General features: G+C 64.3%; 15 protein-coding genes. All 15 read left to right on the forward strand.

Translation table 11 applies throughout. From position 1 onward, the window contains the following. The first annotated feature begins 57 nt into the window (after positions 1-57). The 15 genes from EJ067_RS11975 (at position 58) to bioB (ending at position 15,528) form a co-directional block, all read left to right on the forward strand. On the forward strand, positions 58-771 hold the full coding sequence (locus tag EJ067_RS11975; RefSeq protein ID WP_126085881.1) for a Crp/Fnr family transcriptional regulator: 714 nt from the start codon (positions 58-60) through the stop codon (positions 769-771). A gap of 246 nt (positions 772-1,017) precedes the next feature. Further along, positions 1,018-2,625, forward strand: a complete 1,608-nt coding sequence (gene ccoN, locus EJ067_RS11980; protein WP_126085882.1) for a cytochrome-c oxidase, cbb3-type subunit I — start codon at positions 1,018-1,020, stop codon at positions 2,623-2,625. A 10-nt stretch (positions 2,626-2,635) separates the two neighbouring features. After that, positions 2,636-3,367 carry a cytochrome-c oxidase, cbb3-type subunit II gene (gene ccoO / locus EJ067_RS11985; RefSeq protein ID WP_126085883.1) on the forward strand — a complete coding sequence of 244 codons (732 nt, stop codon included), beginning with the start codon at positions 2,636-2,638 and terminating at the stop codon, positions 3,365-3,367. Positions 3,368-3,379: 12 nt separating this feature from the next. Beyond that, positions 3,380-3,529, forward strand: coding sequence for a cbb3-type cytochrome c oxidase subunit 3 (locus EJ067_RS11990; RefSeq protein WP_126085884.1), 150 nt, complete (start codon positions 3,380-3,382; stop codon positions 3,527-3,529). Positions 3,530-3,531: 2 nt separating this feature from the next. Next, a complete protein-coding gene (gene ccoP / locus EJ067_RS11995) occupies positions 3,532-4,395 on the forward strand; it encodes a cytochrome-c oxidase, cbb3-type subunit III (protein WP_126085885.1) in 864 nt (287 codons plus the stop codon). 172 nt (positions 4,396-4,567) lie between these two features. After that, a complete protein-coding gene (ccoG, locus tag EJ067_RS12000) occupies positions 4,568-6,127 on the forward strand; it encodes a cytochrome c oxidase accessory protein CcoG (RefSeq protein ID WP_126085886.1) in 1,560 nt (519 codons plus the stop codon). Then, positions 6,124-6,639, forward strand: coding sequence for a FixH family protein (locus EJ067_RS12005; protein ID WP_126085887.1), 516 nt, complete (start codon positions 6,124-6,126; stop codon positions 6,637-6,639). Before ccoG ends, EJ067_RS12005 begins: the two co-directional genes overlap by 4 nt. After that, entirely contained in the window at positions 6,636-8,921 is a 2,286-nt protein-coding gene (locus tag EJ067_RS12010) for a cation-translocating P-type ATPase (protein WP_126085888.1), read from the forward strand. Before EJ067_RS12005 ends, EJ067_RS12010 begins: the two co-directional genes overlap by 4 nt. Beyond that, the gene (gene ccoS, locus EJ067_RS12015) at positions 8,918-9,088 is read left to right on the forward strand and encodes a cbb3-type cytochrome oxidase assembly protein CcoS (RefSeq protein ID WP_126085889.1); all 171 of its coding nucleotides are present in this window, start codon (positions 8,918-8,920) and stop codon (positions 9,086-9,088) included. The genes EJ067_RS12010 and ccoS overlap by 4 nt, the downstream gene beginning before the upstream one ends. Positions 9,089-9,144: 56 nt before the next feature. Then, on the forward strand, positions 9,145-9,843 hold the full coding sequence (locus tag EJ067_RS12020) for a CBS domain-containing protein (protein WP_126085890.1): 699 nt from the start codon (positions 9,145-9,147) through the stop codon (positions 9,841-9,843). A gap of 146 nt (positions 9,844-9,989) precedes the next feature. Then, a complete protein-coding gene (locus EJ067_RS12025; protein ID WP_126085891.1) occupies positions 9,990-10,958 on the forward strand; it encodes a hypothetical protein in 969 nt (322 codons plus the stop codon). Between the two features lie 66 nt (positions 10,959-11,024). After that, a complete protein-coding gene (nadA, locus tag EJ067_RS12030) occupies positions 11,025-11,999 on the forward strand; it encodes a quinolinate synthase NadA (protein ID WP_126085892.1) in 975 nt (324 codons plus the stop codon). Then, positions 11,996-13,537: an L-aspartate oxidase gene (locus EJ067_RS12035; protein WP_126085893.1), complete on the forward strand. Its 1,542-nt coding sequence runs from the start codon at positions 11,996-11,998 to the stop codon at positions 13,535-13,537. The genes nadA and EJ067_RS12035 overlap by 4 nt, the downstream gene beginning before the upstream one ends. 2 nt (positions 13,538-13,539) lie before the next feature. Then, positions 13,540-14,388 carry a carboxylating nicotinate-nucleotide diphosphorylase gene (nadC, locus tag EJ067_RS12040; RefSeq protein ID WP_126085894.1) on the forward strand — a complete coding sequence of 283 codons (849 nt, stop codon included), beginning with the start codon at positions 13,540-13,542 and terminating at the stop codon, positions 14,386-14,388. A gap of 141 nt (positions 14,389-14,529) precedes the next feature. Further along, positions 14,530-15,528, forward strand: coding sequence for a biotin synthase BioB (gene bioB, locus EJ067_RS12045; RefSeq protein WP_126085895.1), 999 nt, complete (start codon positions 14,530-14,532; stop codon positions 15,526-15,528). The last annotated feature ends 5 nt before the right edge of the window (positions 15,529-15,533 follow it).

Here is a 15,533-nt window from a genome sequence, read left to right on the forward strand (position 1 = left end):
CGGCACGGGCCGCAACCGGCGCAAATTGCGTCCCCTATTCTTGTTGCGAGCGTCGTGATGGCCGTCAAACTGGATGCCGAACGGGCCGACGTTCCCGCGACTTGCGGATCCTGCGAGGCGCGGCGAGGCGGATTGTGCGGCGCCCTCGACACCGGCCAACTCGCCGAGCTGGCGAAGGCCTCGTCAAGGCATGAGGTTCTGGCGGGGACGGAACTGTCCGACGATGAAACCTACTCGAACGTGCTGTCCGGCGTTGTCAAGCTGACGAGAAACCTGTCGGACGGTCGTCAGCAGATTGTCGGCTTCCATTTCGCGCCCGACTTTCTGGGCCGGCCATTCGAGGCAAAATGGCCGATCAAGGCCGAAGCCTTGACGAAGGTGGCGCTCTGCTCGTTTCCAGGCACACTCATCGAGCGAATGACGAACGATGCCCCGGAGCTTGGCCACAGGCTGCTCGAGCACGCGCTGAACGAGCTCGACGAGGCGCGCGACTGGATGGCGGCGCTGGGCCGCAAGACTGCGTCCGAAAAAGTCGCAAGCTTCCTTCTCATGGTCGCCAGAAACATCGATCGTGCCAACCATCCGGCTGGCCCGACGAGCTTCGACCTGCCGCTCACGCGCGCCGATATCGCGGATTTTCTTGGGCTGACCATCGAGACGGTTAGCCGCGAATTGTCCAGGCTGCGATCGGAGGGCGCAATCCAGATTGTCAACAAGCGGCATGTCAGCCTGGCAAGCCCGAGTGAGCTCAAGGAACGTTGCGGGGACTGAATAGCGACCGGCATTCTGCCAAACAGAATCGAGCTTGGCCTCGCCGAACCGGTCACGTGTCGGCCCGCTTCTTTGCGGTCTCTGCGTGATCGCCCCGCCGCGCGCACTCATGGCGACACGAATGCCTCCCAACAAAAAGCAATATGCATTTGACCTGAATCAAGGCCCGGGAATCGAAAATCCCGAAATGGTGCCGCGAGCGGTGAGCTTCCGCGGAAATTTTCGAGACGAGATCGGGGACTTGCGATGAGATTTGGCACGGAGATCGTCCTTCTAAGCCTGTTTGCCTTTGCCGCCCTCGTGGCGGCCGGCTTCGGCGCAGATGAACCTTTTCGCCAGCATATGTGGGTTTTGTTCTTCGCCGTGGCCGGCTTCACCGCGATCCTGCTGCGCAACACGGATTTCAAGCCGGCAGCGCCGATAGACCCCACCGCCTACATGGATGGCCCGGTCCGCTACGGAGCCATCGCCACGGTATTCTGGGGCGTCGTCGGCATGCTGGTTGGCGTTATCATCGCTCTCCAGCTCGCCTACCCCGACCTCAATATCGGGCCCTGGCTCAATTTCGGCCGGCTGCGGCCTGTCCATACCTCCGGCGTCGTCTTTGCCTTTGGCGGCAACGCCCTGCTTTGCACATCCCTGTACGTCGTCCAGCGCACATGCAGGGCGCGGCTTTTTGGCGGCAATCTCGCCTGGTTCGTGTTCTGGGGATATCAGCTTTTCATCGTCATGGCCGCGACAGGCTATCTGCTGGGCATCACCGAGAGCCGCGAATATGCCGAGCCGGAATGGTATGTCGACCTCTGGCTGACGATCGTCTGGGTCGCCTATCTGATCCTCTTCCTCGGCACCATCCTGAAGCGCAAGGAACCGCACATCTACGTCGCCAACTGGTTCTACCTGTCCTTCATCGTGACCATTGCGATGCTGCACGTGGTCAACAACCTGTCGATGCCCACGTCATTGCTCGGCTCGAAAAGCTACTCCGCCTTCTCAGGCGTTCAGGATGCGCTGACGCAGTGGTGGTACGGGCACAATGCCGTGGGCTTCTTCCTGACGGCCGGCTTCCTCGGCATGATGTACTATTTCGTGCCGAAACAGGTGAACCGCCCGGTCTACTCCTACCGCCTTTCAATCATCCACTTCTGGGCCCTCATCTTCCTCTACATCTGGGCGGGGCCGCATCACCTTCACTACACCGCCCTGCCCGACTGGGCACAAACGCTCGGCATGGTGTTCTCGGTGATGCTGTGGATGCCTTCCTGGGGCGGCATGATCAACGGCCTCATGACGCTTTCGGGTGCCTGGGACAAGATCCGCACGGATCCGATCGTCCGGATGATGGTCGCCGCCATCGCCTTCTACGGCATGTCAACCTTCGAAGGCCCCATGATGTCGATCAAAACCGTCAACTCGCTGTCCCACTACACGGACTGGACCATCGGCCATGTCCATTCGGGCGCGCTCGGCTGGGTCGGCCTGATCACCTTCGGCGCGATCTACTACATGGTGCCGAAGCTTTGGAACCGTCAACGGCTCTATTCGCTGCGGCTCGTCACCTGGCACTTCTGGCTGGCAACCCTCGGCATCGTCGTCTACGCGGCGGTGATGTGGGTCTCGGGCATCATGCAGGGGCTCATGTGGCGCGAGTACGACGAGCAGGGATTCCTCGTCTACTCCTTCGCCGAAACCGTCGCCGCCATGCATCCCTACTACATCATGCGCGCCGCGGGCGGCGCCATGTACCTCGCCGGCATGCTGATCATGGCCTTCAATGTCGCCATGACCATTCTCGGCTACCAGCGCGAGGAAGAGTCCTCGCCGGCCGCGCCCGCGTTCCAGCCCGCCGAATAAGGAGCCAGACATGGGTTTGATGGATAAACACGCGCTCATCGAGAGGAACGCCACGCTGCTGCTCGTCGGGTCGCTGCTGGTCGTGACAGTCGGCGGCATCGTCGAGATCGCGCCGCTCTTCTATGTCGACAACACGATCGAGAAGGTCGAGGGCATGCGCCCCTACTCGCCGCTGGAGCTCGCCGGGCGCAACATCTATGTGCGCGAGGGATGCTATCTCTGCCACAGTCAGATGATCAGGCCGTTCCGCGACGAGGTGGAACGCTATGGCCACTACAGCCTGGCGGCCGAGTCGATGTACGACCATCCGTTCCAATGGGGATCCAAGCGCACAGGCCCCGATCTCGCCCGCGTCGGCGACCGCTACTCCAACAGCTGGCACGTCCAGCATCTTACCGACCCGCGTTCCGTCGTGCCGGAAACCATCATGCCGAGCTATGCCTTCCTGAAGGACACGCCGATCGAGGTGAAGGACTTCTCGACGCACCTCGTCGCCAACCGACGTGTCAGCGTCCCTTACTCCGATGACATGATCGCCAATGCCAACGCCGATCTGATGGCGCAGGCCGACCCCAATGCCGACACGTCTGGCCTGGAAAAGCGCTATCCGAAGGCCAAAGTCGGCGACTTCGACGGCAATCCGCAACAAGTCACCGAGATGGATGCCCTCGTGGCCTATCTCCAGATGCTCGGCACGCTGGTCGATTTCAAGAACTACGACGAAGCCGCCGGCTATCGCTGAGGAGGGCAAACGATGGACTACAACCTGATGCGCGAGTTCGCGGACAGCTGGGGGCTGCTTGCCATGGCCCTGTTCTTCGTCGGCTGCGTGGCCTTCGCGTTTCGCCCTGGCGGCAGGGCGCATGCCGACCAGGCTGCACAGATCCCACTCAAGGACGATTGATCATGAGCAACGAGCATATCGACGAAATCTCGGGCGTCACGACGACCGGCCATGAATGGGATGGGATCAAGGAGCTCAACAACCCCCTGCCGCGCTGGTGGGTGATCACCTTCTACGTCACCATAGCATGGGCGCTCGCCTACACGATCGCCTACCCTGCCTGGCCGCTGCTGAGCTCGGCCACCAGCGGCGTCCTGGGCTTTTCCAGTCGCAACGACGTCAAGAACGAACTGGCTGCCGCGGAAGCCGCCAGGGCCAAGTATGTCGCCGCCATACAGTCCAAGAGCGTTTCCGAAATCGCCGGCGACGACGCGCTGCGCGAGTTTGCCGTCGCGGCCGGCGGCGCGGCATTCAAGGTCAACTGCGTGCAATGCCACGGATCCGGTGCGCTTGGGTCGAAAGGATTCCCCAACCTCAACGATGACGATTGGCTCTGGGGAGGAAAGACGGAGGAGATTCACCAGACCATCACCCACGGAATTCGTTTTGCCGCGGATGCCGATACCCGCCAGTCGGAGATGACTGCTTTCGTCGACGTGCTTAAGCCGGAGCAGATCGCCCAGGTCAGCGCCTATGTGGCGAGCCTTTCCGGACCGGTGCAAGACAAAAGCCTGATCGAGCCCGGCGCCAAGGTCTTTGCGGACAATTGCGCCGCCTGCCATGGCGAGAGCGCAAAGGGCAACAGGGAACTTGGAGGTCCCGACTTGACCGACGCGATCTGGCTCTACGGCTCCGGCGAGGCGGCAATCGCCGCACAGGTACGTGGCCCGAAGAACGGGGTGATGCCCGCCTGGGGCGGCCGCCTCGGCGAGACGACGGTCAAGGAGCTGGCTGTCTATGTCCATTCGCTTGGCGGCGGAGAATAGGAAGCGGGGCCTATTCTCGGCCCTCGGCCGTTCAAGCGACGAGGCCCGGCCCTGCCGGGCCTCGATTTGTTTTTGATGGCTCAATTTGACCTGCATCAACGCGACGACCCGTAAGCGATTGCAAGAGTTTTCGAACAGCAGCGGTGTCATTTCGCCGCGATTGGAGAACGTCGTGCTGGATCAAACGCAGGTAGAACGGCTTGAGGCCGAGGCGGTCAACTCCGCCAAGACGCGACAGCCGCTCTACGCGGCGCGCAAGAAGATCTTTCCCAAGCGTGCCTCGGGCCGTTTCCGCCAGTTCAAATGGCTGGTGATGGCGATCACGCTCGGCATCTATTATCTCACGCCCTGGCTGCGCTGGGACCGCGGAGCCTTCGCACCCGACCAGGCTGTGCTCCTCGATCTGGCGAACCGGCGCTTCTATTGCTTCTTCGTCGAGATCTGGCCGCAGGAATTCTACTACGTTGCCGGCCTTCTCATGATGGCGGGCGTCGGTCTATTCCTGATCACATCGACGGTCGGGCGAGCCTGGTGCGGTTATGCCTGCCCACAAACCGTCTGGGTCGACCTCTTCCTTGTCGTGGAACGCGCGATCGAAGGCGACCGCAATGCCCGCATCAAGCTCGACGCCGCTCCCTGGAACGCTCGCAAGCTGTTCTTGCGCGTATCCAAGCATGCCATCTGGATCGCCATCGCGGTTGCCACGGGCGGCGCCTGGATCTTCTATTTCGCCGATGCGCCGACGTTGCTCGGCGAAGTCGTCACCGGCGCGGCGGCGCCCGTCGCCTATGTCACGATCCTTGTCCTGACCGGCACCACCTATGTTTTCGGCGGACTGATGCGCGAGCAGGTCTGCACTTACATGTGCCCGTGGCCGCGCATCCAGGCCGCCATGCTCGACGAGAATTCGTTGACGGTGACGTATAACGACTGGCGCGGCGAACCGCGGTCACGGCATGCCAAGAAGGCCACGGCCACCGGGCAATCGGTCGGCGACTGCGTCGACTGCAACGCCTGCGTCGCCGTCTGCCCGATGGGGATCGATATCCGCGACGGCCAGCAGCTGGAATGCATCACCTGCGCGCTGTGCATCGACGCCTGCGACAGCGTCATGGACAAGCTCGGCCGCGAACGCGGGCTGATCTCCTATGCAACGCTGGCCGACTACAACGCCAACATGGCGGTGGCGACTTCGGGCGGCACCAGCCCGGTCGATCCGGCGCGCGTGAGAACGGCGAGCGGCAACTTCGTCGATGGCCTGGCACATTTCCACCTGGGCAAGATCTTCCGGCTGCGGACCTACATCTATCTCGGCGTATGGTCGGCGATCGGACTGGTGCTCGTCTATTCGCTGCTGACGCGCGAGAGGCTGGAGCTGAATGTCCTGCATGACAGAAATCCGCAATTCGTGACGCTTTCGGACGGCTCGATCCGCAACGGCTACACCGTCAAGCTGCTCAACATGATCCCCGAGCCGAGGACGATCGAGGTGAGGCTGGAGGGTCTCGACGGCGGTGAGATGAGCGTCGTCGGCATCGACCAGCCTCCGAGCCGCTCGTTTCCCATTTCGGTCGAACCTGACCGGCTGAAGACGCTGAAGGTCTTCGTCCGGCAGCCCGCGGCCCAGATCAAGAAGCCGATTCAAAGCTTCGAATTCCGCATCGCCGACCAGGCGGGTTCCGAATCCGCCGCCTACACCGCCAGTTTCAACGCGCCGGAGAACGGCAAATGAGCACCGATACGCAAAAGCCGCGCGAGTTCACCGGCAGGCACATGCTGATCTCCATCCTCGCCTTCTTCGCGGTGGTGATCGGGGTCAACGTCACCATGGCCACGCTCGCGCGCAGGAGTTGGACCGGCCTCGTCGTCGAGAACACCTATGTTGCCAGCCAGCAGTTCAACGAAGAAGCAAGGAAAGGAAGGGCGCAGGCGGCCCTCGGCTGGACGGGCAAGCTGATCATCGCCTCCGGTGTGGTCCATTACAGCCTTGTCGACAGCCAGGGCAAACCGGTGCCGCTGGACGGCGTCAGAATGCTGTTCCGCCACCCGGCCTACGAGGCCGAGGATGAAGCGGTGACGCTCGCCGCGGCCGTCGACGCCTCTCCCGGCAATACGCAGGAGTTTGCCGCCCGGCACACACCGAAGGACGGCGTATGGATCGTGGAGATCGATGCCGATGCCGGACTGACGCTGCCGTTCCGCGATGTTCGTCGCATCATGATCGCGAAGGGAACCCTGCAATGAGCTGCTGCGCGCCGGGTGCCGAAATGGCGTTGGAGGTCGCCGCCACGGTGTCCGCTACGCCGTCGAGCGACGAGATCAAGCTCGCCAGCCGCAGCCTGGGCGGCGACCTTCACCAGACCGAGTTGTCGGTGCCGATGGTTCATTGCGGCGCCTGCATTCAGGCGATCGAGGCTGCGCTCGGCAAGGTCGAGAACGTTGAAGCCGCTCGCGTCAACCTGTCGACGAAGCGCGTGTCGATTCGCTGGCACGGAGACAGCGTCCCGCCATTCTTTGCCGTGCTCGGTCGGATGGGCTACCAGGCGCATCTGTTCGACCCGGAAATTCACGAGAAGGACAAGACGCTTTCGGAGTTGATCCGCGCCGTCGCTGTGGCAGGCTTCGCGGCCGGCAACATCATGCTGCTGTCGGTGTCGGTCTGGTCGGGCGCCGAAGGTCCGACGCGGGATCTGTTTCATTGGCTGTCCGCGCTGATCGCCATTCCGGCTCTCGCCTTTGCCGGCGGCATCTATTTCCGCTCCGCGGCGAACGCATTGCGCCATGGCCGGATGAACATGGATGTGCCGATCGCGGTGGGCGTCTCCCTGGCTTACGCGATGAGCCTCTATGAGACCGTCAATCACGGTGAGCATGCCTATTTCGATGCCTCGGTATCGCTGCTCTTCTTCCTGCTGATCGGCCGCACGCTGGACCATGTCATGCGCGAGCGGGCCCGGACAGCCGTCAACGGCCTTTCGCGACTTGCGGCGCGTGGGGCGGTGGTCCTGCGGGACGACGGCACGCGCGAATACGTGCCCGTCGCCGAACTCATGCCGAGAATGCGCCTGCTCATCGCGGCCGGAGAACGGATACCGGTCGACGGCGACATAACCAGCGGGAATTCCGACCTCGACTGCTCGATCGTCTCCGGCGAGAGCGCGCCCAAGGCTGTGAGCGCCGGGACATACGTCCAGGCCGGCATACTCAACCTCACGGGTCCGCTGACGATGCGGGCAACCGCCGCCGCGAAGGACTCTTTCCTGGCGGAAATGGTTCGCCTGATGGAAGCCGCGGAAGGCGGCCGCTCGCATTATCGGCGAATCGCCGACCGCGTATCGGCGCTCTACGCGCCCGTGGTCCACCTGGCGGCCTTTGTGACATTTCTCGGCTGGATGGTCGCGTCCGGCGATTGGCACCGGGCTATGACCATCGCCATCGCCGTGCTCATCATCACATGTCCCTGCGCGCTCGGCCTCGCTGTGCCGATCGTCCAGGTGGTGGCGGCCCGGCGCCTGTTCGAAGCCGGCGTCATGGTCAAGGACGGCTCGGCGATGGAGCGCCTCGCGGCGATCGACACGGCTGTGTTCGACAAGACTGGAACGCTGACCATGGGGCAGCCGAGGCTCATCAACGCGTCCGAGATCGATCCGACCATGCTCGCGATGGCCGCTGACATGGCAGCCCATTCGCGGCACCCGTTTTCAAAGGCCATTGCCGCCTATGCGGGCTTTGCCGGTGAGCCCAAGCTCGACTCCGTGCGCGAAGAACCCGGCTTCGGCATCGAAGCGATCGCCGGGAATGACATTTGGCGCCTGGGCCGGCGCGGTTGGGCCGGGTGGAAGGCTCGCACCGGCGGCGAAGGCAAGATCGGCGGCTATGGCGGCACGGTGCTTTCGAAGAATGGGAGCATCGTCGGATGCTTCGCCTTCGAGGACGCGCCCCGATCGGACGCCAGGGCGGCTATCTGGCAATTGAAGGACGCCGGCGTGTCGGTCGATATGTTGTCCGGCGATACTGAGAAGGCTTGCAGTGAAGTTGCCGGTACATTGGGGATCGAGAATTTCGTGCCGGCGGTGCTGCCCTCGGGCAAGGTTGAGTGGATCGAATCGCTGACGCGTGCGGGACACAAGGTGCTGATGGTGGGCGACGGTCTCAACGACACGCCGGCGCTGCGCGCGGCGCATGTCTCGATCGCTCCGGCAAGCGCGGCCGACATTGGCCGCAAGGCCGCGGACTTCGTCTTCCTGCGCGAAAGCCTCCTCGCGGTCCCTCTTGCCATGGAAATGTCGCGCAAGGCCGGCCGGCTCATTCGCCAGAACATCGCCATCGCGATCGTCTACAACGCTTTTGCCGTTCCGATCGCCATCCTCGGACATGTGACCCCGCTCATCGCCGCGGTCGCCATGTCCGCTTCATCGTTGATCGTGATCGCAAATGCGATGCGCCTGCAGGCCACGGCGAATGCGATTCCCGAGGTAACTCCGACCAGGCGCCGTTCCGATGTGGTGGGAGTGGCCCGCCCATGACCACGCTCGTCTATCTCATTCCCGTCGCCCTGTTCCTGGGAGCGCTCGGCCTGTCGGGCTTCCTTTGGGCGCTGCGCAGCGGCCAATACGAGGATCTCGATGGAGCCGCCGAGCGGATACTGATCGATCAGGACGACACCGGGAAGGATATCGGGCGCCGAAAATGAGCCAGGTCAGGGCGGCCGGAGTATCTCATAAACATCCGAGAAGGGTGGAGGCGGACATGCAGGCCAGTGCCATAATGACGACCCCGGCGATCACGATCGACACGGCTGCCTCGATCGCCGATGCAGTCGAACTGATGTTGTCGATGAACATCGGCTGCCTGCCGGTCACGCGCGCCGATGGTACGATGGCCGGCATCCTCAGCGAGGGTGATTTCCTGCGGCGGGCGGAGCTCGGCACGGAGCTTACGCGACTGCGCTGGCTCGAATTCCTGGCCGGCCCCGGCAAGATCGCCGACGAATATGCTCGCGCCAACGGCCGGCGGGTCGACGAGGTGATGACGACCGAAGTCGTGTCTGCGCCGCCCGCCGCTTCGCTGCCCGAGATTGTCGCTTTGATGGCCCGCCACGACATCAAGAACGTGCCGATCGTCGAGGCGGAGAAGCCTGTCGGCATCATCACCCGAACCGACCTGCTGCGCGCCCTGCTGCGGATGATCCCGAAATCCAGCGCGACGACCTGCGACGACGAACTGATCCGCGATACCATCCTGACCGAGCTTCGGAGCCAGCCGTGGAGCGGCGGCGATTTGATCGGCGTCGTCGTCGACAGCGGGGTTGTCGAATTGACCGGCGCGATCTTCGACGAACGTCAGCGAAAGGCGGCGATCGTCGCCGCCGAGAACGTCGCCGGCGTCAGGAAAGTGAACGACAAGCTCTTCTGCGCCGGCCCGTTCTCGGTCGTGCTCGTGTCCTAGAGCCTGGCCGCGTTCTTCCGGCCTTGCAAATCCCATGCCCGGTGCGGAGTCCCCGGTCACCGTTGACGGGTGAGCGGTCGCAGTCCACCTTCGCAGCGATCCGATTCAGCTTCCAGAATCGTCTCTGATCGACGCGCTCGTGAATCATGCAGGACCAAGCAGCAGCAACCAACAGAGGACGACCTTCAAGCAACGTCCAGGACGCCAGCGTGGATCTGATCGCAGTGGTCGTGGCGGTCACCGATCAGGGGCCGAGCGTTCTGACCGTCGGGCCAGGCAGTGGCCTGCCCTCGGGTCCCTTCGAGCTTGGCCATCGGTCCCTGCAGTCCGGCCTCAGGGCATGGGTGGAACAGCAGACCGGCCACCAGCTCGGCTATATCGAGCAGCTCTACACTTTTGCCGACAGCGACCGAATCGGCGAGCGACGTCAGCAGCGCGTGATCTCGATCAGCTATCTCGCCCTGACCCGCGTCGAACCAGCCGCTGGATCGGGCAAGCGGGCCTGGCGGGGCTGGTACGACTACTTCCCTTGGGAAGATCACCGCTCCGGCGTGCCCTCGATCGCGACGGACATTCTGCAGCCGCGCCTGCTCGCCTGGGCGGACGGCGCCGGCCAAGACCAGATGAAGCGCGAGCGCCGGCAGCGCGCCGCAATCGCCTTTGGCTTCGACGGCCGCGACTGGAATGAAGAGCTTGTCCTGCAGCGCTATGAACTGCTCTACGAGGCGGCCCTGATCGAGGAAGCGATGCGCGGGCCGCGGCCTGGCGCATCCCCGCCTGTTCCCGGCGTCCCGATGACAGCCGACCATCGGCGCATCCTGGCCACGGGGATCGCGCGGCTGCGCTCCAAGATCAAATACCGGCCTGTCGTGTTCGAGCTGATGCCGCCGGTCTTTACCCTCCTTCAGCTGCAACGCACCGTGGAGGCGCTGTCCGGAAGGCTGCTCCACAAGCCGAACTTCCGGCGTCTCATCGAGCAGCAGGAACTGGTCGAGGAGACGGGAGAGACAACCGCCGACACGGTCGGCCGGCCGGCGAAACTCTTCCGCTTCCGCCACGCCGTCCTGGACGAGCGGGTTGTCGCGGGACCGAAATTGCCACTATCGCGCCCTTGACAACCATTATTCTCAAAGTAAGTATATATCCATATTATACTCACATAGAGAATAATTGGAGCGCCAATGCCAACCCCGCTTTCGACCGCCGCGTCCCTTTACGATCGCGTGCGCCGGGTGATCCCGCCGATCGAATGGCCGGCCTTCGCCGATGACATCGAAGCCATCCTGGCGCTGAAGCGAAAGCGCAATGCCGTCATCCTGGCGCACAACTACCAGACGCCCGAGATCTTCCATTGCGTGGCCGACATCGTCGGCGACAGCCTTGCGCTCGCCCGCAAGGCGATGACCGTCGATGCCGACGTCATCGTGCTCGCCGGCGTGCATTTCATGGCCGAGACGGCCAAGCTCCTCAATCCGGGCAAGACCGTACTCATTCCCGACCTCGGCGCCGGCTGCTCGCTGGCCGATTCCATCACCGCATTCGACGTGCGCCTGATGCGGCAACGCTATCCCGGCCTGCCGGTCGTAACCTATGTCAACACCTCCGCCGCCGTTAAGGCGGAGTCGGACATCTGCTGCACCTCGGGCAATGCGCTGGCGATCGTGGAATCCCTCGGCGCGCCACGGGTGACCATGCTGCCCGACGAATACCTGGCAAAAAACATCGCGGCGCAGACAAAGATCGAGATCATCGCCTGGAAGGGACATTGCGAGGTGCACGAACGCTTCAGTCCCGCCGACATAAGCGAGCTGCGCGAGGCGCACCCCGGCGTCACCGTGCTTGCCCATCCCGAGTGCCCGCCGGAGGTTGTCGCGGCGGCGGATTTCGCGGGGTCGACCGCGGCGATGTCCGACTATGTCGGACGCCACAAGCCGGCGCGCGTCGTGCTGATGACCGAATGCTCGATGAGCGACAACGTCGCCGTCGAGCATCCCGACGTCGATTTCGTGCGCCCGTGCAATCTCTGCCCGCACATGAAGCGCATCACGCTCGCCAACATCCGCGCCGCGCTCGAGGAGAACCGTCACATCGTCACCATCGATCCGCATGTCGCCGAGCGAGCGCGCCAGGCGGTGGAGCGGATGCTCGCCATATGACCATGCACCACCTCCACGGACTGCCTGTCATTATCGGCGGCGGCATTGCTGGCCTGGCGACGGCGCTCCATCTCGCCCCTGAGCCGGTTGTCATCATCTCCAAAACCTATCTTGGGGACGAAGCCTCCAGCCTACTTGCACAGGGTGGGATTGCAGCGAGCCTCGGCAGCGATGATAGCCCGGACCTGCATCTTGCCGACACGCTCGCGGCCGGCGACGGACTTTGCGATGAGAAGGTGGCAAGACGCATCGTCGAAGCCGCTTCTCAGGCGATCGAATTCCTCGGGCGGCTGGGCGTTGCCTTTGACCGTGCTCCGCACGGCTCGTTGCGGCTCGGGCTCGAAGCCGCGCATTCGCGCCGGCGCATCGTCCATGCCGGCGGCGATGCCACCGGCCGGGAACTGGTTCGCACGCTCGCAGCCGCCGTGCGGCGCACACCTTCGATAGCGATCCTCGAAGGCGTCGAAGCCCGGCGCCTGTTCGTCGAGGACGGCGAAATCACGGGCGTGCTGCTGGTTGGAGACGGCGACGCCATCTCGCTTCCCACTGGCCGCGTGGTGCTCGCGACCGGCGGCTTTGGCGGGCTGTTCGATCACACGACCAACCCGCTTGGCTCGTTCGGCCAGGGCCTGGCGCTGGCTGCGCGCGCCGGCGCGGAGCTCGCCGATCTCGAATTCGTCCAGTTCCATCCGACCGCGCTCGACGGCGCGCGCCAGCCGATGCCGCTGGTCAGCGAGGCGGTACGTGGCGAAGGCGCGGTGCTCGTCGACGAGCACGGCCGGCGCTTCCTTGGCGACACACCGGGCGGCGAGCTCGCGCCGCGCGATGTCGTGGCACGCGGCGTGTGGCGCGAGCTTCGCGCCGGACATCGCGTCTTCCTCGATGCCCGACAGTGTCTCGGACCGAGATTCGTCGAACGCTTTCCGGCGATCGCATCGCTTTGCCGCGAGGCCGGCATCGATCCTGCCTTGCAGCCGATCCCCGTGCGTCCCGCCGCCCACTATCACATGGGCGGCGCGGCGGTGGATGCCGGGGGCCGAACCTCGCTGCGCGGCCTGTGGGCCTGTGGCGAGGTCGCCCGGACCGGCCTGCACGGCGCCAACCGGCTTGCCAGCAACTCGCTCGTCGAAGCGGTGGTCTGCGCCGCCTGGGTCGCGGCAAGCGTCGCCGCCGCCTCTCCGGGCATGCCGAGACGACTGAAGCCCGCGATCGTTCCGCCGCGAGCCGATGCTTCGCGCATCCGCCCGATCGTCTCGCACGCGCTCGGCATCGAGCGCGACGGCGAGGCGTTGCGCGATGCGGCAAGAGCCCTGGCGCCGATTGCCGCGAGAGCCGATGCCGCGTCCGATCCTGCGCTGGTCGCGCTGATGATCACGATCGCCGCCCTTCGCCGCGAGGAAAGCCGGGGCTCGCATTTCCGCAGCGATTTCCCCCGTCGCGACGCTCAATCGAAATCGCTGCGGTTGACGCTCGACGAGGCGCTTGCGGCGGCAGCATCCCTTTCCGACACCGCCGCACCGCTCGGCAGGAGGGCCTGATCATGACGCTGACACCGCTGCCGCGCGTGATGGTGGAGCCGCTGGTACGCTCGGCCCTGCTCGAGGATCTGGGACGCGCCGGCGATATCACCACCGACGCGATCGTTCCCGTCGACGCCGCCGCGACGATGGTGCTCGCGACAAGGCAGCCGGGCGTGATCGCCGGCATCGACGTCGCCACCCTCGCCTTCGAGCTGATCGGCCCGAGCGTCGAAGTCACCGTGATCCATCCGGACGGCGCCGCCGTCTCGGCCGGCGATGCGATCGCGACCGTGCATGGACCCGCCCGCGCGCTGCTGACGGCCGAACGGACGGCGCTCAACTTGCTCTGCCATCTGAGCGGCATCGCCACGCAGACCGCGGCGGTCGTCGATGCCGTGCGGGACCACAAGGCCAGGATCGTGTGCACGCGCAAGACGACGCCTGGCCTTCGCGCGCTGGAGAAATATGCCGTGCGCGCCGGCGGCGGCGCCAATCACCGCTTCGGCCTCGACGACGCCGTGCTCATCAAGGACAACCACATCGCGATCGCCGGTGACATCCGTACCGCCATCGAGCGGGCGCGCGCCCGCGCCGGTCACATGGTCAGGATCGAGGTCGAGGTCGACACGCTCGAGCAACTCGACCTGGCGCTCGCGGCCGGGGTTGACGCGGTCCTCTTGGACAACATGTCGGTCGAGCAGCTCACCGAGGCGGTGGCGATGGTCGGCGGCCGCGCCATCACCGAGGCATCCGGCCGGGTGACTGCGCAGACGGCGCGAGCGATCGCGGCAACCGGCGTGGACCTGATTTCGGTCGGCTGGATCACGCACAGCGCGCCGATCCTTGATATTGGGCTGGATTGCCGGTAGCGAAGCGTGTCTTTGATCAACGCGCGTGACCTTTGAACAGAAACCGGCGCTCATGAGCCGGCATAAATGTCCAGTTTGGCCAAGAGAAGCTCCGTTCACCGGAATTCGGTCGCGAATGAACATCCAAACGATGGAGATGGCATGAACGTCGAACTACAGTTGAATGCCGCCTTGGGCTCGACTCAAGGAGCGTCCAGCCAGTGGATCCGGGAAGCGGCACAGGCAGTCTACGATCTGCCGTTCAACGACCTGCTCTTCCGGGCCCAGACCATCCACCGCGAGAATTTCGATCCCAACCGGGTGCAGCTTTCGCGCCTGCTGTCGATCAAGACGGGCGGTTGCCCCGAGGATTGCGGCTACTGTAGCCAGTCCTCGCATCATCAGTCGGGCCTCAAGGCCTCGAAGCTGATGGAGGTTCAACGCGTCGTCGCCGAAGCCAGGAAGGCGCGCGACGCAGGCGCCACGCGCTACTGCATGGGGGCCGCCTGGCGCAGCCCCAAGGAACGCGACATGGACGCCGTGGTCGCCATGGTCGAGGGCGTGAAGGCGCTTGGCATGGAAACCTGCATGACGCTCGGCATGCTCGACCTCGGCCAGGCACAGCGGCTCAAGCAGGCCGGCCTCGACTACTACAACCACAACATCGACACTTCCGAGCGCTACTATAGCGAGGTCATCTCGACCCGGACCTTCGCAGACCGGCTGGACACGCTTGCCAACGTCCGCGACAGCGGCATCAAGGTCTGCTGCGGCGGCATCGTCGGGATGGGCGAGGAGAAGGCAGACCGCATCGACATGCTGGTCACGCTGGCCAACCTGCCGGAGCCGCCCGACAGCGTGCCGATCAACATGCTGATCCCCATCGAGGGCACGCCGCTCGGCGAGGCCGAGCCGATCGAGCCGATCGAATTCGTGCGCACGATCGCGCTTGCCCGCATCATGATGCCGAAATCGCATGTGCGGCTTTCGGCCGGCCGCACGGCGATGAGCGACGAGATGCAGGCGCTGTGCTTCTTCGCCGGCGCCAATTCCATCTTTGTCGGCGACACCTTGCTGACCGCAGAGAACCCCGGAGAGGACAAGGACAGCGCTTTGTTCCGCCGGCTGGGCATCAAGCCGATGGAGCGCGACGCCCAGTGAACGGG

The organism is Mesorhizobium sp. M1D.F.Ca.ET.043.01.1.1 (assembly GCF_003952385.1).
Classification (GTDB): domain Bacteria; phylum Pseudomonadota; class Alphaproteobacteria; order Rhizobiales; family Rhizobiaceae; genus Mesorhizobium.